Annotated in this window: 17 protein-coding genes; 6 read left to right on the top strand and 11 right to left on the bottom strand. The window is 59.9% G+C overall.

The window, feature by feature from the left end; all coding sequences use genetic code 11:
- Positions 1–19 precede the first annotated feature (19 nt).
- The 10 genes from GQA94_RS14390 to GQA94_RS14435 form a co-directional block, all read right to left on the bottom strand.
- On the bottom strand, positions 20–1,684 hold the full coding sequence (locus tag GQA94_RS14390) for a DUF1302 domain-containing protein (RefSeq protein ID WP_158188658.1): 1,665 nt from the start codon (positions 1,682–1,684) through the stop codon (positions 20–22).
- Between the two features lie 130 nt (positions 1,685–1,814).
- Entirely contained in the window at positions 1,815–5,327 is a 3,513-nt protein-coding gene (locus GQA94_RS14395; RefSeq protein ID WP_158188659.1) for an indolepyruvate ferredoxin oxidoreductase family protein, read from the bottom strand.
- Positions 5,328–5,372: 45 nt separating this feature from the next.
- On the bottom strand, positions 5,373–6,077 hold the full coding sequence (locus GQA94_RS14400) for a glutathione S-transferase family protein (RefSeq protein WP_158188660.1): 705 nt from the start codon (positions 6,075–6,077) through the stop codon (positions 5,373–5,375).
- Positions 6,077–7,540 carry an FAD-binding oxidoreductase gene (locus GQA94_RS14405; RefSeq protein WP_158188661.1) on the bottom strand — a complete coding sequence of 488 codons (1,464 nt, stop codon included), beginning with the start codon at positions 7,538–7,540 and terminating at the stop codon, positions 6,077–6,079. The genes GQA94_RS14400 and GQA94_RS14405 overlap by 1 nt, the downstream gene beginning before the upstream one ends.
- A 291-nt stretch (positions 7,541–7,831) precedes the next feature.
- Positions 7,832–8,626 carry an enoyl-CoA hydratase/isomerase family protein gene (locus GQA94_RS14410; RefSeq protein ID WP_158188662.1) on the bottom strand — a complete coding sequence of 265 codons (795 nt, stop codon included), beginning with the start codon at positions 8,624–8,626 and terminating at the stop codon, positions 7,832–7,834.
- The gene (locus tag GQA94_RS14415) at positions 8,627–9,859 is read right to left on the bottom strand and encodes an NAD(P)/FAD-dependent oxidoreductase (protein ID WP_158188663.1); all 1,233 of its coding nucleotides are present in this window, start codon (positions 9,857–9,859) and stop codon (positions 8,627–8,629) included.
- Positions 9,860–9,910: 51 nt separating this feature from the next.
- Positions 9,911–10,228, bottom strand: a complete 318-nt coding sequence (locus GQA94_RS14420; protein ID WP_158188664.1) for a 2Fe-2S iron-sulfur cluster-binding protein — start codon at positions 10,226–10,228, stop codon at positions 9,911–9,913.
- A 33-nt stretch (positions 10,229–10,261) separates the two neighbouring features.
- Positions 10,262–11,668, bottom strand: coding sequence for an enoyl-CoA hydratase-related protein (locus GQA94_RS14425; protein ID WP_272870210.1), 1,407 nt, complete (start codon positions 11,666–11,668; stop codon positions 10,262–10,264).
- Positions 11,669–11,672: 4 nt separating this feature from the next.
- Positions 11,673–12,878 carry an acetyl-CoA C-acetyltransferase gene (locus GQA94_RS14430; protein ID WP_158188666.1) on the bottom strand — a complete coding sequence of 402 codons (1,206 nt, stop codon included), beginning with the start codon at positions 12,876–12,878 and terminating at the stop codon, positions 11,673–11,675.
- Positions 12,879–12,942: 64 nt separating this feature from the next.
- Positions 12,943–13,725, bottom strand: coding sequence for an SDR family NAD(P)-dependent oxidoreductase (locus tag GQA94_RS14435; RefSeq protein WP_158188667.1), 783 nt, complete (start codon positions 13,723–13,725; stop codon positions 12,943–12,945).
- 627 nt (positions 13,726–14,352) lie between these two features.
- On the opposite strand from GQA94_RS14435, the gene GQA94_RS14440 reads away from it, so the two are divergent.
- From GQA94_RS14440 to GQA94_RS23640, 3 genes are all read left to right on the top strand, one after another.
- The gene (locus tag GQA94_RS14440; RefSeq protein ID WP_158188668.1) at positions 14,353–15,666 is read left to right on the top strand and encodes a methyl-accepting chemotaxis protein; all 1,314 of its coding nucleotides are present in this window, start codon (positions 14,353–14,355) and stop codon (positions 15,664–15,666) included.
- Positions 15,667–16,225: 559 nt separating this feature from the next.
- Entirely contained in the window at positions 16,226–16,447 is a 222-nt protein-coding gene (locus tag GQA94_RS23590) for a S8 family serine peptidase (RefSeq protein WP_336508015.1), read from the top strand.
- Positions 16,448–16,486: 39 nt separating this feature from the next.
- Complete coding sequence (locus tag GQA94_RS23640) at positions 16,487–16,663, top strand: hypothetical protein (RefSeq protein ID WP_423835439.1); 177 nt, start codon at positions 16,487–16,489, stop codon at positions 16,661–16,663.
- Between the two features lie 162 nt (positions 16,664–16,825).
- On the opposite strand, the gene GQA94_RS14450 is transcribed toward GQA94_RS23640, so the two are convergent.
- Positions 16,826–17,947: a DNA-binding protein gene (locus tag GQA94_RS14450; RefSeq protein WP_158188670.1), complete on the bottom strand. Its 1,122-nt coding sequence runs from the start codon at positions 17,945–17,947 to the stop codon at positions 16,826–16,828.
- Positions 17,948–18,140: 193 nt separating this feature from the next.
- Here GQA94_RS14450 and GQA94_RS14455 point away from each other — a divergent pair, with 193 nt between their 5' ends.
- The 3 genes from GQA94_RS14455 (at position 18,141) to GQA94_RS14465 (ending at position 23,528) form a co-directional block, all read left to right on the top strand.
- The gene (locus GQA94_RS14455) at positions 18,141–19,091 is read left to right on the top strand and encodes a site-specific integrase (RefSeq protein WP_158188671.1); all 951 of its coding nucleotides are present in this window, start codon (positions 18,141–18,143) and stop codon (positions 19,089–19,091) included.
- Positions 19,092–19,362: 271 nt separating this feature from the next.
- Positions 19,363–21,657, top strand: coding sequence for an AAA family ATPase (locus GQA94_RS14460; RefSeq protein ID WP_158188672.1), 2,295 nt, complete (start codon positions 19,363–19,365; stop codon positions 21,655–21,657).
- On the top strand, positions 21,654–23,528 hold the full coding sequence (locus tag GQA94_RS14465) for a UvrD-helicase domain-containing protein (RefSeq protein WP_158188673.1): 1,875 nt from the start codon (positions 21,654–21,656) through the stop codon (positions 23,526–23,528). The genes GQA94_RS14460 and GQA94_RS14465 overlap by 4 nt, the downstream gene beginning before the upstream one ends.
- The last annotated feature ends 13 nt before the right edge of the window (positions 23,529–23,541 follow it).

Here is a 23,541-nt window from a genome sequence, read left to right on the forward strand (position 1 = left end):
GTTATTCTCCTGAACAACTTTAAAAGGAAGTCTTCAACTGAAGCTCGATCCAACCCTTGTCGTTCAAACCGATCGGGCCGTTTCCGCCGGAATATGCAAGGCCTGCACCGTAGTCGGTGTCCTTATGCTTGGCGTCCCAGTGGTAGCCGTTGTACTGCAGGGTTGCAGAGTGAATCTGCTTGTATGTGGCGCGTATACCAGCCGAATAGATCTGAGTACCTTCGGCATAGAACGCGCCCCCGTTGTAAGCGGGGTTGCCATTAATGCCGTAGGTAAGCGACATCGGCGCACTAAGGTCGATACTGGGGAAGACTTGCAGCCACGCGGGCTCAAAGAGAACGGCAACGGCCAACGCATTGCGGGTGGCGCAACCATCGCTCTTGGAACCGAAGCCGCAACCGGCCTCGCCAACGCCGTTGTACAGTTCTTCATTACCCGTGACATCGACCAGGCGGGTATAGGACAGCTCCGCCAGCAGCGCACCGGTATCCCAGAGCGGCGTACTGGGCAGGGTGTACAGGCCGTTGACGATCAGGTTAGCGATATCGCCTGTAGCGCCTTTGTCGTAAACGCCTGTCTGGCCATTACTGATAGGGCTGGCAAGGCCGGTATCCTGGCGGTACGAAAACTCTATACCGGTGCTCACCGGTCCCAGGTTCGTTTCGTAGCTAAAACCGTACAGCTTGACCTTTTCCACGAACTCCTGATGTACGCGGCCAGTACCGTTGGCATAGACATCGAGGAATGCCGAAGGCTGCACTTCGTCGAACTGACGGAAGTAGAAGCCAAGGTCGCCCTGCGCCCATTCCGGTGACCAGGACACCTTGATACCGAAGTTATCGTTGATGTCGTCGGGCTTGTTCTCATGACCGGCCGAAACGGGGAAGCCAAGCGAAGGCGCCTGATTAGGGCCGGAGTAGAGGAAGTCGAACGGCCCCAGATAGGTGCCGCCTTCAGGGAAGCGGTTCGGCCTGAACTCAAAAAAGTACTGGGCAGTAACGGACAGCTCTGGCGACAGTTCGGTAGTGGCCATTACCTGTGCGCGTGGCATAAACAGTTCTTTAACTTCTGTGCCGGGCGCAGAGAAGGATTTCAGGTAATCGATTGGGTGTTGCGAATAGCCAATGTTTGAAAAGCCGAAAAAGAAGGCATTACCCCAATATTCGGTAAAGCGACCGGCTTTCAAATAGAGCGATGTATCACCAACTCTGGTGTTATGAAAAACAAAGGCATCAATCAATTCGGCGCCACGCATGTGGAACTTCTTGGTCGTGCTGGAGTACTCGTCATCCCGATAGCTGGAAATGTTGGCGAAAGCAGGATTTGTCTCGACGTCGTCGTCGTACGCGAAGTCCTTCCAGGCTGAAGCCGATATACGGTAACCGGTATTGCGTTTATAGACGCCCTGAAGTTCAACCAAGGCATTGACTCGATTGGTGACCATGTCACCTTTGTCGAATTTGTAATCCCCTTCGTCGTAAGATGGGTTATTGGCAATACCGCTGTTACGGCCCTGAGTCCGCCAGCCCATGGTGTACTGCACAGTGGTATTCAGGCTGGTATCCCAGTCCGCACCTGTGTCCAGCCTCATTGCTTGGGCATAAGGCAATACGCCAATACCAGCCAATGCCAAGGTCAACAGCTTCAGAGACGGTGATACCCGACGCTTACTGTTCGTTTTCATGACTCATCCTCTTGGATTTATTATTGAGGTCATTTTCACAACGCTCAGCCAGGCAAACCGCCCCGCCGAACTTATTTCAACTCACTCCCGCCAGCTCATTACTGAACCAGCTGAACCGTTACTTCTATCCTCATTGCGTGTGCTCGTTAACATCCGCGGAAACCTGGCGTACCGGAATGAATACGGTGGGCTTGCCGAGAGACGGGTTATGAAAATCAGCAATCAATTCAGCTTCAAGCGCCTTGGCACGCTTAACGTTCTCCTCCTTGATGTGCCCGAATCCACGCATTTGCGTAGGAAGCGAGGCGATTTGCACCGCGACCGAATGGTTGGCCGGCATTAGGTGCTCTATTAGTGCGAGCATCTGCTGTTCGTAATGAGCGATCAGCTCGCGCTCCATGCGCCGCTCTTCGGTGTACCCGAACAGGTCGAGCGGCGTGCCACGCAAGCTTTTGAACCGTGCCAGCACGGCGAACGCCTTGCCAACCCACGGGCCGAACTCGCGCTTGCGCAGGTGGCCGGTGACCGGATCGCGTTTGGAGAACAGAGGCGGCGCCATGTTGTACCGGTAGTTCGCGCCGTCTTCGAAGGCTTCGCGCAGGCGAGCCTTGAACTCAGGATCGCTGTGCAGGCGAGCAACCTCGTATTCATCCTTGTAGGCCATCAGCTTGGCGAAATTGCGCGCAACGGCGACCGCCAGCGAGTCAGTCCCTGGCAGCAGCGCCTGCTCGGCCTTGGAGACCTGATCCACCAGCTGGCGATAGCGCTGCGCCCAGGCCGCGTTCTGATAACGGGTCAGCAAGCCCATGCGGTGTTCAATGATGTCGGTCAACGCGGTCAGTGGCTGAAAATCAAGCGGCTGCGGCACTTGCTGAGCGACTGCGGCCTCGATACGCGACGGGTCGATGGCCTGCAACCGGCCCAGCCCGAACGCCTCCTTGTTGAACTGGATCGATACGCCATTGATCTCGACCGCACGCTCAATCGCTTCTGGCGATACGGGCAACAGACCGAGCTGCACCGCGTAGCCAAGCATGAACAGGTTCGACGCGATGCTATCGCCCATCAGCGCGAGGCCAAGACCGCTGGCATCGACCCCATGCAGCTCGCAAGAAAGCTGGCGCAGGTGACCGACGATGCGCTCACGGTCAATCTGCAGATCCGGATTGCGCTGGAAAGCCGGTGTGGGAGTGACTCGCATATTGACCACAACGCGCGTCCGCTTCGGGTCCAGCGTCACGGCGGGCTCTTTCGACAGGCCCGCAACGGCGTCGAACGCCAGCGCCAGATCGGCCTCGCCCATTCCAAGCTTCTGCGCGCCCAACTCGCGGCTGTCGCTGGCGATGCGCACGTGGCTGTAAACCGCACCGTTTTTCTGGCTCAGGCCCGTCATGTCGAACACCGAGCAGGCCTTGCCTTCCAGGTGCGCCGCCATCGCCAACAGCGCGCCGACGGTGACCACGCCGGTGCCTCCGATGCCGGAAACCATGATGTTGAACGCGCCGTCCAGCGCCACTTGGCTGGGCGCCGGCAGGTCCTGGATCAGCTCGGCGACCAGGGTGGATTTCTTCGGTTTGCGCGGCTCGGCGTCGAGCACGGTGATGAAGCTCGGGCAGAAGCCCTTCACGCAGCTGTAGTCCTTGTTGCAGTTGGACTGGTCGATCTCGCGCTTGCGTCCCAGCTCGGTTTCCTTCGGCCACACGCTGACGCAATTGGACTGCACCGAGCAGTCGCCGCAGCCTTCGCATACGTCCGAATTGATGAACATGCGCTTGGCCGGGTTGGGAAACTTGCCACGCTTGCGGCGGCGGCGCTTTTCGGCAGCGCAGGTCTGTTCGTAGACGATGACCGTGACGCCCTTGACGTCGCGCAGCTCACGCTGGACTGTATCGTAATCATCGCGATGATGAACCGTGACGCCGGTACCCAGGCCGCTCTGGGCACCGTAGTTTTCCGGCTTGTCGCTGACCACCACGCAACGCACCACGCCCTCGGCCAGCACCTGCCGAGTGATGTCGCCAGGCGTCAGCGGGCCATCGACCGGTTGCCCGCCGGTCATTGCGACCGCATCGTTGAACAGGATGCGGAACGTGATGTTCACCCTGGCGGCAACCGCGCCACGAACCGCCAGCAGGCCCGAGTGGTAATAGGTGCCATCGCCCATGTTCTGGAAGATGTGCGGCGTATCGGAAAAATGGCCGAGGCTGAACCAGTGACCGCCCTCGCCGCCCATGTGCGTGTTGGGCAGCATCGCCGGACCGCTGTACATCGCCATCGCATGGCAGCCGATGCCACCGGCGGCGATGCTGCCTTCGACGGTTCGGGTGCCGGTGTTATGCGGGCAGCCGGAGCAGAAGTACGGCGAGCGCGCGGCTTGCGCCGGGTCCATCGTGGCGACGCGCGCAAGCGTCTCGTTCAGTTCGGTGGCACGGGCGGACACTGCGTCGGCTGGAACACCGAGGCGGCGTAGGCGTTCGGCAATCACCACGGCCAGCTGTGCCGGTTCGAGCTGCACGTCCGAAGGGATCATGAACTCGCCATCTTCATCGAGCTTGCCGACGACCAGCGGTGCGTTTGGCATGCCGTACAGGATGGATTTGGCCTGATTTTCGATCAGGGGATCTTTCTCCTCGATGAACAGCAACTCGGCGTGCCCCTGGGCAAATTCGCGAAGCCCTTCGCGCTCGACGGGGTACATGCAGCCAAGCTTGTAGAAGGAGATCCCCAACGCTGCCGCGCCGACCTCATCCAGACCGAGCAGGCTCAACGCCTGCATCACGTCCTGAACGGCCTTGCCGGTGGAAACGATGCCGAGCCGCCGGGCGGGGGCGTCGATACGCACTTCGTCCAGGCGGTTGGCTCGCACGAACTTTTCCACCAATGGCCAGCGGTAGCGCTTGACCACCACCTCCGACTGCTGGCGGTCGATGTGCGTGGAGACGAAATGAATGCCGTTGGGCGGCAGCACGCCACGATCCGGCAATTCGGGCATAGGAGTGGCCGAGCCGATATCCACCGTCATCGTCTGCTCAAGCGTCTCGTTCGACAGCTTGAAGCCGGTATAAAGGCCCGTGTAGCGAGACATGACAAAGCCGAGCAAACCGAAGCGGATCACGTCATGGACGTTCGACGGCGCCAGGATCGGTATGCCGCAATGCATCAGTGCCACTTCGCTCTGATGGGCGACCGTAGACGATTTCCCGGAGTGGTCGTCACCGGCCACCACCAGTACGCCGCCGTAAGGATGGCTGCCGCCGAAATTGCCGTGCTTGAGCGGATCACAGGAGCGATCGACGCCCGGACCCTTGCCGTACCAGATGGCGAACACGCCGTCCTTGTTCGGCTTCGGCGCGCCGGCGAGCATCTGCGTGCCCCACACGGCGGTGGCGGCCAGGTCTTCGTTGACGCCGGGCTGGAACAGGATGTCTTGCTGTTCCAGCAGCGTCTTCACCCGCCACAGCTCCAGGTCATAGCTACCCAGGGGCGAGCCGCGATAGCCGGAAATGAAGCCGGCGGTGTTCAGGCCGTTGCGCCGATCGATCTCGCGCTGGAGCATCGGTACGCGCACGAGAGCCTGGGTCCCGGTCAACAGGACAGCGCCGGTCTCGGCGGTGTATTTATCCTCTAGCTTCACGTCACGCATAGTTATTGTTTTCCGTTGCATCGTTAAATACATCGTCGTGCAGCGTCAGTCGGGGCTGACCGCGTCGTAGCACGTCGGCTGGAACTGGTAGGCCGCGTTCCTGGCGGCGAGATAAGGGGCGAACACCTCATCGAAATTGGCCAGCACCTGGCGCGTGCTGTCGCGCTGCGCCATGTGTAGCGCCCATTGCTCCAGGCCGATCTCGGCGAGGATCGAGCGCTGGTAGACGAAGCGGCTGACGCGTTCGGCGATATCCAGGCAATAGAAGGCGAACAGGTCGGCGTAACTGAGGCTCTCGCCCATCAGGAACGGCCGGGGGTCGGCCAGCCGACGCAGGGCACCGATGGCACGATCAAGGGCGACACGCGCCGCGTCGACGGTCGCCTGACTGTTCTCGCCACCCATGAACACGCCGGGAAACAGCGAACGCACCGGTACCTCGACATACATCTGCACGACATTGAGCAACTGCCGCTCGCGGGCGCGCCCGAAGGGGTCGGCGGCATGCAGCGCCGAGCCGTCGAGGCTGTCCTCGAGGTATTCGATGATTGCCACCGTCTCGGCGAGCCATCCGTGCGGGGTTTCCAGCACGGGAATCTTGCCCATCGGGCTGACGGCCAGGAACGCTTCGTCCTGACTCGCCCGCGTGGTGACCACCTCGAAGCGGGCACCCTTCTCGATCAGCGCCGCATGGGCGATGTTGAAGTAGTTGCTCACGGCATAGCCGTGCAGCCGCAGCGGCGCGCTCATCACGCCTGCTCCGCCGGGCCGGTCGATTCAAAAATCTTGCCGGGGTTGAGAATGCCGTTCGGGTCGAGCAGGTTCTTCAGCTCCTGCATCAGGCCGCGCTCGATCGGGCTGCGGCTGATCGGGAACCAGGCCTTCTTCTCCAAACCAATGCCATGCTCGGCCGATACCGAGCCGCCGAAGTCGGCCAGCGGCTCGTAGACACAAGCCTCGACGTCATGCCGTTGATCTTCGGTGCCGGCGCCGATGGCGATGTGCAGGTTGCCGTCGCCGACGTGACCGAGGAACGCGATGGCCCCCTCCGGCCAGCCGCTGCGCAGCCGGGCGGTGACGCGGCGCATGTATTCCTCCATGTCGCCCACCGGCAGAGAGATATCGAAGGCGTAGAACGGGCGGAAATCCTTGACCAGATGTTCGAGGTCTTCGCGAATTTCCCAGATGCCCTGCTTCTCGCGCTCGGAGCGGGCGATCACCGCGTCGTCGATCAGGCCCAGCTCGATGCCGCGCTCCAGCGCCTGCTCGAACACCTCGCTGTCGCGCGCCTGGTGTGCGCCGAGGGATTCGATGATGGCGTAGTACGGTTTGTCCGACGGCAGCGGCGGCTGATGGCGGCCCGGCCCGGTGTTGACTCGGTAGAAATTGTTGTCGATCAGTTCGAAGGCGCTGAGCTGGCCGCCCAGCGCGCCGTCCATGTGGCGCAGCAGCTTGGCGATCTGCTCGAAGCTGCTGGCGCAGATCATCGCCGTGTTGCTGCTCGACGGCAGTTCGCGCAGACGCAACACCAGGCGGGTGATGACCCCCAGGGTGCCTTCGCTGCCGAGGAACAATTGCTTGAGGTCGTAACCGGTGTTGTTCTTGATCATCCGGTTGAGCGAAGACACCACGCGGCCGTCGGCCAGCACCGCTTCGACGCCGAGTACCTGCTCGCGCATCATGCCGTAGCGGATCACCCGCACGCCGCCGGCATTGGTCGCGGCGTTGCCGCCGAGCTGGCAGGAACCGCGACCGCCGAGGTCAAGCGGGAAGCTCAGGCCGGACGGCTGCAGATGGTCCTGCAGGGTTTCCAGGATCACCCCGGCCTGCACGATGGCTGTGCGGTTGGCGAGGTCGACGCTCTCGATGGCGTTCATCCGCTCCAGTGACAGCACCACGTCGCCCGGTTTGGTCTGGGTGGCGCGCACCCAGCCTGACATGCCGCCCTGCACCACCACCGGCTGACGCGCGGCGTTGCACAATTCCAGTATCCGCGCGACCTGCTCAGTGCTGGTGGGGCGCAGGATGGCATCGGCCTCGATGCGTGACATGAACACACCGGGATGGCGCGATGCGACATCCTGACCGGTGAGCATGCCGCCCTCACCGACCACGGCGCGCAGCTTCTCGAGCAGCTCAGCAGGAACGGCCGTTGCGACAGTGTCGTTGACGGCGTCGGTGTATGCGGTGGAGAGAACATCGCTTGCTGTCATTGTTCATGCGCCCGTTATTGGAGTTGTCGCCAGTCGCTTGCGGTGAGCGAGTGGAAGGCTGATGGGTTGATTGTTGGGAAATCCGACCGTGGCAGCGATGGCAACACGGAGTGGCGGAAAGCATTTCGTGCCAAAAACGCAGGGTTGCGGATGGCCGAAAGTGTCAGTGCTCGCGGATGCTCAGTTCGTCGAGCTCGGTGCGGCCGCCCCAGGCAATAACGGAGCACGCAAAAAAAAACCGATCCGGCTGGCCTTGATCGGATCGGCGAAAGGTTGTTCGGAGGGAATGGCTCAGCGACCAGTGAACGCGGCCTTGCGCTTGGCGAAGAACGCCGCGATGCCTTCACGGAAATCCTGCGTACCGGCACAGGCACGAAATGCCTCGTGCTCGGCTTCCAGCTGTTCCTGCAGAGTGTGTGTTCCAGCCTGGCGCAGCAGGCGCTTAACCTGGCCATAGGCGAAGGTCGGGCCGGACGCCAGCCGCAGGGCGAACTCATGAGTTTGCGTCTGCAGCTCGGCGGCTGGCGCCACGCGCGCAATCAACCCCAGCTGCAATGCCTGCTCGGCCGATAGCACGGTGTTGAGCAGGGCCATCTCCATCGCCCGCTGCAGGCCGATCTGGCGCAACAGGTGCCAGGAGCCGCCGCCATCCAAGCTGGTGGCGATGCCCAGGTAGGCCAGGCAGAATCGCGCATCGTCGGCGGCGATGGTCAGGTCGCAGCCAAGCGCCAGACTCATGCCGGCCCCGGTCACGGCACCGTGCACGCTGCCGATTACCGGCTGCGGCAGTTGCTCCAGCAGCGCCAGGGCGCGGTGCAGCGGCTGGATGATGGCCGAGGCCAACTGCGCGGGATCGTCGGAACTATGGAACGCCGCCAGGTCGCCACCAGCCATGAAGGCTCGGCCGCTGCCGGACAGCACAATCACCCGCACTTCCTCCCGCGCCTGCAATTGCTGGCACAGGGCGAGGAAGCACTCGGCGGTGTCCACGTCGATGGCGTTGAGCGATTCCGGGCGATCGAATACCACCCGGGCGATGCCTTCGGCGATCTCCAGCGTGACCGGCTGCCTGTTCTCCGTGCTCATTTAGGCCACCGCTGCCAGCGTCTTGAGCGGCATCGCGGCGTCCGCCAGGGCGGCGATATCGGGAACGAAGCCGCTTTTCACCAGCGCCTTGCCCTGTACGTAATCGCGCACCAGGTTCACGCAATCCAGGGCCAGCACGCGGCCCTGCTTGAGATATACCACCGAGAAGCTGCGCGAAGCCGGATCGCCGCGCACCACCGTCTGGTCGTAGCCGGTCGACAGGCCGACGGTTTGCAATTTCAGGTCGTACTGATCGGACCAGAACCATGGCACCGCGTCGTAGGCATCCTCCTGGCCGACCAGGAACTTGGCCACCACCTTGGCCTGGTCATTGGCGTTCTGCACCGACTCCAGGCGGATCGGCGCGTCGCCGGCGCAATAACGGTTGACGTGCGCGGCGCAGTCGCCGATGGCGAATACGTCCGGCAGCTGCGTGCGGCAATATTCGTCGACCAGCACGCCATTGCCTCCCGGCAGTCCCGCTTCAACCAATGGTTGAACCGCCGGAACGATACCAATGCCGACGATGACCATATCAGCCGGCAGCACGCTGCCGTCCTGCAGCGCCACGCCGGTGACCTTCTCGCCGTCTCCGACGATGTGATCGACCACCACGCCGAGGCGCACGTCCACGCCGTGAGCGCGGTGCTCGGCCTCGTAGAAGCGCGACAGCGGCTCGCCGGCCACGCGCGCCAACACGCGATCCAGAGCCTCCAATACGGTTACAGGCTTGCCCAGCTTGCTCAGCACGGCCGCTGCTTCCAACCCGATATAGCCGCCGCCAATGACTACCACGCGCTGGGTAGTCGGTAGCTCGGCGATCATGTGGTCGACGTCGGCGCGGTTGCGCACCGAATGCACGCCGCACAGGTCATGCCCCTGGCAGCTGAGACGCCGTGGCGCGCCGCCGGTAGCCCAGACCAGCGAGCCGTATTCGAACGTCTCACCACTTGCAGTACTCAGTCGATGGGCGCCGGCGTCGACCGCAACCACACGCTGACCGAGGTGCATGTCGATGTGCTTGTCATTCCAGAAGCTGGCCGGACGCAGAAGAAAATGCTCGAACGTCTTCTCGCCCGCGAGGTAGTCCTTGGACAGCGGCGGACGCTCGTAGGGGAGCTCGCGCTCTTCGCCGATCATGGCGATGGAGCCCTGGAAGCCCTGCTGGCGGAGCAAGCCCGCCGCTTGGGCGCCGGCATGCCCGGCCCCCACGATCACGACATCCTTACGCATGGTCGATACCTCTTGTTAGTCTTGTCATGGATCAGCCCGAGCGGGTTGGCTTCAGTCTTCCGGAGCCAGGGTCACACGCAGGCCGTCCAGGTCTTCGCGCCAGATCACCTGGCAGGACAGCCGCGAAGTGGCGTTGCGGTGGTCGGAACTATCGAGCAGATCGTTCTCATCGGCGCCCATGGGCTCCAGCAGCTCGGCGAACATCGGATCAACGAAAATGTGGCAAGTAGCACAGGAACAGGTGCCGCCGCACAGGGCAAGGATCTCGTCCACGCCGCCGCTGCGCATGATTTCCATCAGGTTCTGCGAAGCTTCCGCCTGCAGGGTCATCTGTTCGCCTTCACGGTTTTCAACAATGAGAATGCCCATGTATGCCTCGTACTGCCTTATCGGTTGTAGGGATTACGCGGGCTCATCATAGAGGCCGCGTCCGGCGGCCGCACGCTCGCGCAGCCCCGCCGGCACCGCAAAACGCTCACCCAGTTCGGCGACAAAGCGCTCGGCCTGAGCGAGAAAACGTTGCGGGCCCTCGACGTCAATGAATGAAATCGGCCCGCCCGTCCAGCTGGGAAAACCGGCGGCAACGGCACTGGCGTCTGCTTCTAATGCATCTCCGGCATTACCGCCCTCAAGTGCGCGGACCGCCGCCAGTGTCTGCGCATAGAGCAGCCGCTGCTTGATCGCTGCGATGTTTGCGAAATCGGTGTCCTCACACTGCGTCTGGGAAGGCGCCTCGATCGCCGCGCCTTCAACGGCGTAACGGCGAGCGAGCGCGGCCACCAACGGTGCGGCGACGCCCTCCTCCAGCAACACTTGCTGCTCGGTTTTCGTGGCCTGTCGCAGCGCGTCGAGATAACTGCGCGGGTCGGTGTGCTTCTCCCGCTTGGCCAACGTCTGGCGCGAGACAAAGAAGGTCCGCGCCATGACCTTGGCCTGCGGCGAGCGCACAGTGTTGAAGAAATAACGCGACTCGATGCGCAGGCCGGCATCAATCGGCACCTGCGCGCCTTCATAAACGCATTTGAGGATGTTCGCCTGCGCCGGTTGATCGGCGCTCCCACCAGCAAGGCGCGCGGCAATAGCCGGGCCGAAGCCGCGATAGCCTTGCGGGGTGTGCGGGCCGCCGCCTGGCAGGCGGAATTCTTTCTGGTCCCAAGGCGCAACCGCCTGCGGATTTTCAAGTACCCAGCGCCGCGCCGTTTCCACCAGCTCAGCGGCTGGGACTCGTGCATGCAGCAAGCCACCAGCCAGCGCGTCGGCCGGGTCGATAGGCCGGCAATCCAGCAAGTATGGCAGCGCGGCCTCGATACCGATCAGACGGATCAAGCGCTGCGTACCCCCTGCGCCCGGCAACAGGCCGACACCGGCTTCGGGAAAGGCCAGGCGCAGCTTCGGGTCGTCCACCGCGACGCGGTAATGGCACGCCAGCGCCAGCTCGAGGCCGCCGCCCAAGGCCATGCCGGAAATCGCCGCCGCAACCGGTTTGCCGCAAGTTTCCAGTGCGCGCAGATGGCGCGACAGGCTGCTGCTCTCAGCCAGACCCTGGCGCAGTGCGTCCTGACGTTGTGCCGTACGCCAGCGGTCGAAGTGACCAATGATCTCGCCCAGGTCGGCACCAGCACAGAAGCCGTTTTCCTTGCCTGACACCAGCACTGCGCCACGAATCTCGGGCGAGTCGCGCAGCGTACTCACCAGTTGCTCCAGCTCGGTCTGAACCTCATCACTGATGACGTTCAGGCGCTTGCCAGCCATGTCGAAGGTGACCAGCGCAACGCCGTCCGCATCGATCTGAATGGAGAAATTCTTCATGCTCTTACACTCGCTCGATGACGGTTGCGGTACCCATGCCAGCGCCGACACAGAGGTTGACCAGGGCGGTCTGCTTGTCGGTGCGTTCCAGCTCATCCAGCGCGGTTCCGAGAATCATCGCGCCAGTGGCACCCAGCGGATGGCCCATGGCGATGGCGCCGCCGTTGACGTTGACCTTGGCGGGGTCGAGTTCCAGCAACTGGAGGTAGCGGAGCACGACGGCGGCGAAGGCTTCGTTGAGCTCGAACAAATCGATGTCGGCCGTCGTCATGCCTAGCCGTTTGAGGACCTTTTGCGTTACCAGCGCCGGCCCGGTGAGCATGATGGTCGGCTCCGAGCCGATAGACGCCATGCCCATGATCCGGGCGCGAGGCTTCAAGCCCAGCGCTTCACCAGCTTCCTTCGAGCCGATCAGCACTGCGGCAGCGCCGTCGACCACACCAGACGAGTTGCCGCCGTGGTGTACGTGGCTGATCGCGCCCAGTTGCGGGTAACGCTGCAACGCCGCGATGTCGTAGCCAGATTCACCCTGCTTGACGAATGCGGGCTTGAGTCCGGCCAGGGAATCAACCGTGGTTTGCGGCCGCATGTGCTCATCGCGATCGAGCAGGACGATGCCGGACTGGTCCAGCACCGGCACGATGGACTTGGCGAAACGCCCTTCTTCCCAGGCCTGCGCAGCACGGCGCTGGCTTTGGACCGCATAGCCGTCGACGTCCTCACGGCTATAGCCGTGAAGACTGGCGATCAGATCGGCGCCGATGCCCTGGGGCGCGTAGTAGTGATCGAAGGCAAACGTCGGGTCGACCAGCATGGCGCCGCCGTCGGCACCCAGCGCCACGCGCGACATGGACTCGACCCCCCCGGCGACGACGAACTGCGCCTCGCCGCTGAGCACCTTGCCCGCGGCCATGTTGCAGGCCTCAAGCCCCGATGCGCAGAAGCGGTTGATGCTCACGCCCGGCACACGCTGGTCGTAGCCGGCCACCAGCGCGGCGATGCGGGCGATGTCGCTGCCCTGCTCGCCCACGGGCATGACGCAGCCAAGAATGACGTCGTCGATCAAAGCGGTGTCCAGCTCGTTGCGGTCGCGTATTGCCCGCAGCACCTGGCTGGCCAGGTTCAAGGACGTCAGTTCGTGCAAGGCGCCATCCGGGCGGCCGCGGCCGCGCGGGGTCCGCACCGCGTCAAAAATATAGGCAGAAGTCATGATTCCTCCGGCCGCTGCTGCCAGCGGCGATAACCGTTCAAGCCAGAAAAGCGCGTCATACGACTCAACGCGGAGCGAGACGGATAGCGCCGTCGAGGCGCACGGACTCGCCGTTGATGTAGCCGTTGGTGGCCATGAACTCGACCAGGTCGGCGTATTCCTCCGGCAAACCGAGGCGTGCCGGGAACGGCACGGACACCGCCAGCGACTGCTGCACGTTCTCGGGAAGGCCAGCCATCATCGGCGTGGCGAAAAGGCCCGGCAGGATGGTGTTGATGCGAATGCCTTCGCTCGCCAGGTCGCGAGCAATCGGCAGGGTCATACCCACCACGCCGGCTTTGGATGCGGAGTAGGCGGCTTGTCCGACCTGCCCGTCCTGAGCGGCGACGCTGGCGGTATTGACGATAACTCCGCGCTCGCCGTACTCCAGCGGTTCGAGGCCAAGCATGCCGGCGGCCGAGCGGGCCAGGCAGCGGAAGGTGCCAACCAGGTTGATCTGCAGCACACGATCAAAATCAGCGCTGGGAAAGGACCTTATCTCGCCGCTTTTACGGTCTCGCGAAGCGGTCTTCATGCCTTTGGAGATACCCGCGCAGTTAATCAAAATGCGCTCCTGGCCATGCGCTTCGCGGGCGCTGGCAAAGCCTGCATCCACGGATTCGTCGGATTGCACATCAACGCGACAGAACACACCGCCTACCTCTTTTGCCACTTGTTCGCCACGCTCGGCGTTCATGTCGAAGATCGCGACCTTCACACCCGCGGCCGCCAGCTTGCGCACCACCGCTTCGCCCAATCCCGACGCGCCGCCGGTAACCACCGCGGCAATATTCGATCCAAGCTTCATAGGTCTACCTTTCTTGTAGGTCTTTTACCGACGCCAATGGCCGTTAGGTTCATTGTCCGTACTACGGCTGTCCGAGCCACAACCGAAAATGCCAGCGCGTGCCTTTTCATGACATTAATAGACGTCGATGCCCGATACGCCCTAGCGTCGCAGGCATATCCGGTTTCACTATGTTTTCAGACGTTGCGGAGCGCCTGCCGAGCCGCTCGACACTTAAGCGAGGTGAGTCCACTCGGTATGTGGCGAGAAAGGAAGACGCGATATAAGGCGGGTTTTGATCGCAGGCGGATGCGTCCTCGGCGTATGTGTTGGCAGTCGCCTGATCCAAGCTAGGGGCTGCGATAAAACGCTTCCAGTCACGCCTGAGTGGATCAACTCGCTTGAAAGTAAAAGGCCCGTCCTGAGAGAAACCACCTGGCGAATATCCACTGTTGCGCATCCTCCTATTCGCCGGTGCGGCGAGTTACGGCGGTCGTATGACTAAGCCGGCGGAGCGATCTGCTTGCGCCCTAAAGAGCTTACGAGGCCGGCTGTTTAGCGGCGCGTTCAGCTCTTGCTGCAGATGCCACATGGCGCGAATTGCCAATCACCGGCTGCAGGGCAGCCGTTCAATCAGAGAGCACCAATATGCTGTTATCGAAAAACAATAAGTCAGCAATCGATTTCCTGTCTCAAATCGTCGAAGCCCTTGAAGCGGGATCCCCCTCCATCGCCCTGACAGAGCTCAGCGAAACTGGCGCGCTGGCCAAGCGCGCTCAACGGGCGTGGCTGGGTCACTGCGAAGGGCTCCAGCAGCGGCAACGGCGCTATGAAGAGCAGCAGCAGGCCCTGGACTTATTAGATCGACGGCTCGCCGCAAGCGAAGCTCGAGAACGCGCTGCCAGCATCCGCTTCGATCTCATCGGTCAGGCAAGCCTTGACGGCTGGTGGGACAAGGTCGCGACACGCGAGGATGCGGACGAATCCGGATTCTGGTGCTCTCCACGATTCCGCACGCTAATCGGCATCAACGAAGCGGACAGTTCCGCACCGCTGAATAACTGGACCGACCTACTGCACCCCGAGGACAAACAAACGACCCTGGACGCAATGGCGCGGCATTTGGCCGGAAGGCAGAGCGATCTCGCCTTCTCCACCGAAGCCCGGCTGCGGACGAGGACCGGTGATTATCGCTGGTTCGAAATCAGCATCGTCACAAAGCGCAACGCTCAGAGCCGTCCCATGCGGGTAGCGGGTGCCATACGTGATGTCCATGCGCAGCGCGAGCGAGACAGCGAACACGAGAGAATCCTGACTCGCTTCGAATTATCCAGGGAAATGCTCAGTGACGGCATCTGGGACATGGAGATTATCGGGGGCGATCCGCTTAATCCGCACAATCCGTTGTGGTGGTCGCCGCAGTTCCGGTCCATGCTCGGATTCGAAGGTGAGGAAGATTTTCCCAACGAGCTGGATAGCTGGGCTTCGCGTATTCACCCGGAAGACAAGCCGACCGTAATCGAACTGTTCGGCGCCCACCTTGGCGACCGCAGCGGACGGACACCGTTCGAGGCGGTTTACCGGGTCAAACTAAAGAACAGCGAATATCACTGGTTCCGCTCCCTTGGCCAGACGCAACGCTCACCCGATGGGACGCCGACCCGAGTGGTCGGCGCGCTGGTCGATGTTCACCTGGAACGACTGAAAATGCAGCTGCGCGAGGAACAGGAGCAACAGCGCCTGAGCATGGAAAAAAGCCTGCAAAAGCTGACCGAGATCGTCGGCGTCATTCAAAGCATCGCCAATCAGACCAATCTGCTCGCACTGAATGCTGCGATCGAGGCCGCTCGAGCCGGGGATGCCGGCCGTGGATTCGCGGTGGTCGCGGATGAAGTCCGCAAGCTCGCCAACCGCACCCGGGAAGCCACTCAGCAAGCTGCGGATATGATTAGCTCACGTTGACCTTTGCGAACAGGTTGGTGTATGGAAACAGGCTCAAAGGTCCGTAAAACCGCTCTTTGGTGGCCACAAAATATTCTGGATTGAATCAGTGACTTAACCCATCAGTAAAACAAGGTGGTGACGGACTTCGATTTCTTGTCGAACAGTGTAATGGTCACCATCCTTGGTAATGGGTTAAGTTTTTGTTCGGCACGCAGCTTGCTGTCAATGGCCAGGTCGAATAGAGCAAAGCCTCGGGCTCTTTCTGCATTCTGCAAGCTGCAGTCTCACCCGGATAGCCCAATGTCTCTGAGCCGAAGCGGCGCGGTTTGTCCAGCTAGCTTTCCATTGTTCCAATGGTCGATAGTGTCACAACGCCACCTTTGACAGCCAGCAGTATCTGGAGATCTACCATCTCTCGCCGCCAACGCCCTTCACACGGCACGGACCTCGGTAAAGGGGCACTCAAACCCGAGCTCGTCGCGGCAAGTGGCAACTTGGCCAGTCCGATGAGACAGTTCACTGCACATGTGTACCGCATATGCGTGGCTTGGGTGTTTTCACGCTCAACCACCAAGTAATGGGTAACACTCTATTCAAAGCGATCAGCGGGACGAGCTTGGCGACACCATGCATAACCCACTTGACCGGGCGTTTGCTGAACGAGTATCGAATTGCATCAGGAAACTTGCTTCGCTCGATGCAGGTCAATCATGTCTATCTGCCGGATGAGGTTACTACCCCTTTTTTTCTGAGGATTCAGAAAGGGCTACAACGAGGCCAAAGCTACCTACAAACGTGATTGACAAAGATGTGCCGGTGAGGCGCCTTGGGCTTTCGTATGATTCGTGGCCTAGCGGAAAACGTCGGCAGGCGAATCGAGGTAGTTCGAGCTGAAAAGGCGTTCAGTAACGTTGCGGATTTGTGCAAACGCGCTGAGCTAGACCGTAAAGCACAAGATTTGCTGGCCGATGCTAATGCACTGGCCCACCTTGCAGGAGATAGGCATTCAGCATGATGGGAAGTCGCCGGTGTGCAGAAATCACTGCCCCTCTTTGATGAGATCGTTATCGCAGACGCGGAAGTCGAGCTCCCTACCCCGGCAATTGTCGAGAACATGAAGGCCGACTATGCACTTGCTAGGACGCACGGGACGCTTTGCTCAAGGCGCCCTGGCAGTTCAGCTTTTAGAGTCGATGCACTGCAAAACAGTACCTCCACGAGTGGGCTTCTCTGCGCCATTCGTGTCGCTTGCTGTTTTCTTCCTTGGCCGCCGAGGCGCCTTCGACGACTTAGAATCAGAAGCCTTTCCCGTCGCTTCTTTCTCCCTATCCATCCCCTGAAGCATGTCCTCGAACTGTTGCTGAGCGAGGGCCAGCAGGCGTTCCGACTCTGAAGCTCTGCGCATAGCATCGTCAGTGGTCTCAGCCTGCCGTTTCATTTCGGCCCGGAGCGCATTTACGTGCTCACCAAGCTGCTCTTTGGCGCCAAAGGCCTTCGCCTCTGAAAGCCTCAAGGACTGGATTTCACCCCCCTGGCGCGCTATCAGATCTTCCTGATTGGCGATCGTCTTGGCGTAGTGCCTAGCCTCGCTTAATAGGCGCTCGTTATCCCTGTTCAACCTCCCCAGTTCCTCCTGCTTAACGATCAATGTTTGCTGGAGCTGCCTTTGCTCTGTGTGGATCTGCTGTAACTGTGCCTCATGCCGGCGCTGATCCTGATCGCGCTGCTCTTTCACTGCCGCGCGGTAGTGCTCCAGCGCGTTACGCGCGTGGACGTGCTTTTCCTCCAGCGACTGGATGTGCGCGTGTTTTTCCTGGACACGCAGTTTAAGGTCGCTGCAGCTCTGGGAGATGCGGGCGTTGCGGGTGATCTCGATTTGAAGGGATGACTGACAGGTCTGTAGCTCTTGCGTCTGTAATTGAAGCGCAGCGGTCTGGGTGTCCAGCTGCCCTCTGAGACTATCCAGCTCGGCCTGGCGGGCCACAGCTTCGTGCTCAAGGGCAAGGCGCTGCTCATCGAACTCAGCCTGTGCCTGTACAAGCGTTTCTGTGCCCTCCTCCTTTACCCGGCTAACCAAGCTTTCCACTAACGCAGAAAGCTCCTTGCTGAGGCTCTCGCTAGTCGAATCCGGCTTGGTGTCACGCGCCTCGATTTCCTTCAGATACCGAGAAATCGTCGTCTTGGAGCCCGTATTGCCCAGAGCGTTACGCACAGCATCAATGCTGGGATTGATGCCTTTGGCCAGCAGGCTCTGCCGGGCTTTTTGGACGATTGCCTTATTGATGCCTGCTCGTGCCAAAGAAACACTCCTACGATTTCGTACCGTATTACGTACTATGTAATTACATGCCACTAGCATAACATTTATAGGCTTTCTCCAATGCAATTCTGGGATAGAATAATAGAGATTTATGTCTTCTCAGCGTTGTAGAATGGCTTTTCAGTGCGTATCGCCCCCGCCAGACCGCGACTTGGCTAAGATGAGGTCAACCATGAGCAAGGCCGAGATCTACCTTCGGGCCGGGACACGCGAGAACACCCGCAAGAGCTACCGGGCAGCGGTTGAGCATTTCGAAGTCACGTGGGGCGGCTACCTTCCTGCGACTGGAGATGCCATCGTCCGATACCTGGCTGAATACGCTGGCCAGCATTCGATAAGTACGTTGAAGCAGCGCGTGGCGGCTCTGGCTCAATGGCACATATCCCAAGGGTTTCCAGATCCGACGAAGACGCCCGATGTCAGGCGCGTTCTCAAAGGCATTCGTGCCGTTCACCCTGCCCAGGTCAAACAGGCCGCTCCTCTCCTCCTCCAGCATTTGGAGCAGGCCATCAGATGGCTGGAGTGTGAGGCGACTGCCGCGTACGCCGCCGGCAACCACAAAGCAGTCATGCGGTATCGGCGCGACATCGCGTTTGTCTTGATCGGATTCTGGAGAGGTTTTCGGAGTGATGACCTTGCGCGGCTACAGGTTGAACACATTCAAGCCCAACCCGGCGAAGGAATGACTCTCTTTCTCCCCCAAAGCAAAGGTGATCGTGAATACTTGGGCACGACGTTTCAGACCCCCGCGCTGATTAAGCTCTGCCCTGTCGATGCTTATGTGAGCTGGATCTCCGCTGCCGGGCTCGTTGGAGGCCCGGTCTTTCGAGGGATAGATCGATGGGGAAACCTTTCAGAGACTGCCATCAACCCCAAGAGCTTGATCCCGATGCTTCGGAGAATCTTCAGTGAGGCGGGCCTGCAGGCAGAGCTTTACAGCAGCCATTCGTTGCGGCGCGGTTTTGCAACCTGGGCTTCTGCCAACGGCTGGGACATCAAGGGGCTGATGAATTACGTTGGCTGGAAGGATATGAAATCCGCTCTCCGATACGTGGATTCTACGGTGTCTTTCGGTGGGCTTGCCGCCAAGAAACTCCCGAGCACCATTCCACCCAGTGTCTAACATGCCCGGCCTCTTTCCTGCTACGTGGGGTGAGGCACCCTGTTGAGCCTAGCCCTACGCTCGCCTCCGGTGGCCTGCAAAATCCTGATGTAGGGTTTCATGCAGGGCCCGTCTGAGCTCAGTCCAGCGACTGTCCGATGATGACGGTTTCGCCTCCGCATCTCACTCAACCTTGCTCAACCATATTGGTGGCTGACTGCCACTCAGGTAAGGTTCAACATAGTGGGAAAAGCACTACGGCCTTCCCTCCATATTATTCAAGGATGAGTCTATGCGTATCCAGCACCTGGAAATCGCGAATTTTCGTAAGCTGAAGTCCGTCAGAATCGATTTGGCCGCCGAAACGACGCTTCTGGTTGGCGCCAACAATAGCGGCAAATCTTCAGCGATGTTGGCGTTGCGCAAGTTCTTGGTGAAGCCTACCACGTTCAGACTGCAGGATTTAACGCTTTGCCATATTGCCACGCTCGATGCCATCGGACGCGACTGGGAGCAGGCAGGTGAAGACTTCGCGATTCCAGATGCCAATAGTTGGGCCGCGTGGCTGCCAACGCTCGATGTATGGATACAGGCAGCTCAGGGGGAGTTCCACCACATTCGCGATCTGATTCCGAACTTTTCTTGGTCAGGGGGAATGGTCGGGATGCGCTTTCGATTGGAGCCGGACGATTTACCAACGCTTTATACCGACTACCGAAAGGAGCGTGCGCGCGTGGCCACACTTCTTCAGGAGATCCACGATCAGGCAGAGCAAGGACAGGTACGCACTTCCCTGCAGCTTTGGCCGCAGAGTCTTCACGACTACCTAAACCGGCGTCTGGTCAAGTCGTTCAAAGTGCGCTGGTACCGGCTCAACCCAGATAGGCTTTCTCCTCCGTGTACGCAAAGCAGGACAGCGACCCTGCAAGCCCTGGCCGACACAGCAGCGCCACTTGAGCGTAATCCACTCCTCAGCCTTATCCGGGTTCATGAGATCAATGCTCAGCGCGGTTTTGGCGACAGCGCTGATGAGGGGCAGGACGAGAGCAAAACAGGAAGCGGCAGGAAACTGTCTGAGCAGCTGCGCACCTACTATCGTCGCCACCTTGATCCAGGCGACAGCCCCGATGTGTCGGATCTTGAAGCGCTGAGGGCGATTGAAGCCGCCCAAAGCGCTTTTGACACTAGGCTGACAACGAGCTTTGCCCCGGCGCTCAGGGAGGTCGCGGGCCTCGGTTACCCCAACAACAGCGATCCCAGCATCAAGGTGGCAACTCGCCTCGCTCCAACCGATGGTTTAGATCATGAGGCCGCAGTACTGTTTGAACTGGACTCGGTTGCCGGTGCGCCTGGCGAGCCACGTTTAACGCTTCCAGAGACATCGAACGGGTTGGGTTACCAGAATCTGATCTCCATGATCTTTCGGCTCATGGCGTTTCGTGACAACTGGCTGAAGAAGTCTCGAACCCCTGAAGAACGCACCACTGCTAACGTCGAGCCCATTCACCTTGTACTGGTTGAGGAGCCCGAGGCGCATCTACATGTTCAAGTGCAGCAAGCGTTCATAAAACATGCGTATCACGTGCTCTGTAACGACCCGCTACTTGAGCAATTTCCAAACCTCAAAACTCAGCTAGTCGTCAGCTCTCACTCAAGCCACGTCGCTCACGAAATTGAATATGAGCACCTTCGCTACTTTCGGCGCCTTCCATCCGGCATGGCGGGTGTTCCAATTCCCGTCTCGACCGTTTCAAACCTGAGCGCCGTATTCGGCCAAGCGGGTAAGACGAAAGACTTCGTCACACGGTACCTGCGTGCACACCACGCAGATCTCTTCTTCGCTGACGCTGTGATCCTGGTGGAAGGTGCTGCAGAGCGCATGATCCTGCCCCACTTCCTGCGGCAGCATTTTAAGTTTCTCGACCAGTGCTATATCACTATCCTAGATATTGGTGGAAGTCATGCGCACCGACTGAGGCCATTGGTGGATGCGCTGGGTATCGCAACCTTGGTCATCACCGACCTCGACGCAGGGAAAGACAAAGCAGCACAACCTGTCGCAAGGGGGGCGGCACAGATCACGAACAACCCCACTTTGCGCCACTGGATGCGAGTGAAAGGGCTCGGTCATGATGTGGACACGCTGCTTGATCTGGAGGATGGGCATAAAGTAGAGGAGATCGATTCGCTTTACTCAATCAGGATCGCGTATCAGACCCCTGTATCCATTCAATTGCCGAAAACCGGTGCGCAAGACGAAGCGCTCCCAAATACGTTCGAAGACAGCTTGGCATTGACCAATGCCCAGCGGTTCACGGGGAGTCCTCGACGTGGGTTGATGCGTGCTTTCAGCAAGGCTATCCAGGAGGCTGACACAGGACAAGCGTTGGGCGCGGCCCTGTTCGATAAGTTGCGAACGGGAGACAAAGCCGAGTTTGCACTTGAGGTGCTCGGAGATCCGGCGTTCGGTCAGCTTGCAGTACCCGCATACATACATGAAGGTCTGACTTGGCTGCAGTCCAAGCTGGAGCTCAAACGTAAGGATCTGCTGGTCGTTCCAGCCGCGATCGTTGAGGTGTCCGAATGAGTCCGGGCACGACTGAGTACACTGAAGGTGCTCGTGATGCCGATGAGGTGATCCGAGAGTGCTTGGACTTTGATCATCCGAAGAGCTTTTTTTTATACGCTGGCGCGGGGTCAGGGAAAACACATTCCTTGGTTACAGCGGTGAGCGAGCTTAAGTCCCGAGAGCATAAACGCCTTACGTTCGAAGGGCGCCAGGTGGCCATCATCACGTACACCAACGCGGCGTGCGAGGAGATTGCACGTCGCTTGGAGCATGATCCGTTGGTGGTCGTTTCAACCATCCATGCGTTTTCATGGCGAATGATCCAGGGCTTCAATGACGACATCCGTGAGTGGCTTCGCACCAAGCTCGGCGAAAGCATTGAGGAACTGAACGGAAAGCTCGCCAAAGCCAAAGATCCGAATAACAAAACGGCTCGTGCCAATCGCGCATCGGTTGATAGCAAAACGAGACGGCTGGCTGCCTTAGATGACGTTGTAAGTTTCACCTACAGCCCCACCGGAGAGAACCGAGGGCGCCAAGCGCTGAATCATGCTGAGGTCATACAGATGGCCGCTGCGTTCATTCAGCGCGCACCTCTGCTGGATGTGATGGCCGATCAGTACCCCGTGCTTCTGATCGATGAAAGCCAAGATACCAATGGCCCGCTCATGGACGCGTTCTTGGCCGCCCAAGCGCTAATCCCTGAAAGGTTTTGCCTGGGCCTTCTCGGCGACACCATGCAACGGATTTACAACGATGGCAAAGAGCACTTAGAAAAGGCGATTCCCGAGGACTGGGCCATTCCCGAGAAGCCCGTAAATCGCCGATGCCCCACAAGGATCGTTAAACTCCTCAATATCATCCGCAGGGCCGCCGATGATCATCAACAGACTCCAAAACCTGACGCGATCCAAGGTACCGTTCGCCTGTTCTGTACTCAGCAAGCTGCAGGCGGAGGTTTTGAGTTGGAGAGCCGAATTGCTGAACGCATGGCGGAAATTACGGGCGATCAGCATTGGGCAGCAGGTGCCTCTGAGCGAAAAACTCTGATCCTTGAACACAAAATGGCGGGCAGGCGCCTCGGATTCGAGGGGGTATTCACGCCGCTTTATGCGGCAGAGCATCTGCGCACTAGTTTGCTGGATGGCACGCTACCGATACTCAAGATTTTCTTCGAGGGTGTCATGCCTATCTTGGCCGCAGCCAATGAGAGCGAATTCGCTCTAATGGAGGCGGTAAGGTTGATATCGCCACTGCTCGACAGTGACCGTATTAAAGCAGCTCCTGATCAATTAGCGTTGCTCCAGCAAGCGGGTATGGGCTGTCATACGCTATGCGCACTATTCGCTGACAACAATCCATCCTTGGCCGAAATCGTGCGGACATTAGAGCAAACAGGTCTGCTGGAAATACCTGATCGGCTCCTTGCGGCCCTTGCACAGGGTGTGACCGACGAGGAGCCGCCGGATACCGTCGACCGTGAGGCCCTTGAAGTGCATACGTACCGTGTGCTTCTGGGGCGGCCATACTCTGAAATGGCTGCATTCGCCGGATACGCAGAAGGCCTTTCTCCCTTCGATACACATCAGGGGGTGAAAGGCTTGGAGTTTCCAAGGGTCATGGTGATTCTCAACGACGAAGAAGCCGGAGGATTCCTGTTTAGCTACGAGAAGCTGTTAGGCGTTAAGGCACCTTCAGACAACGACATCAAGAACCAGCAGGCAGGCAAGGACGATGCCCTGTCCCGGACGCGACGCTTGCTTTACGTAACGTGCAGCAGGGCTGAAGAAAGCCTAGCCATTGTCGTGTACACCTCTCAGCCTGAAACCGCTATGCAGCGCGCTATCGAGGCCGGCTGGTTGACCCCGGAGGAGGTTGAGATCCTGTAATTTTGTTGGCCCA

This window comes from Stutzerimonas stutzeri (genome assembly GCF_009789555.1).
GTDB classification, from domain to species: domain Bacteria; phylum Pseudomonadota; class Gammaproteobacteria; order Pseudomonadales; family Pseudomonadaceae; genus Stutzerimonas; species Stutzerimonas stutzeri_R.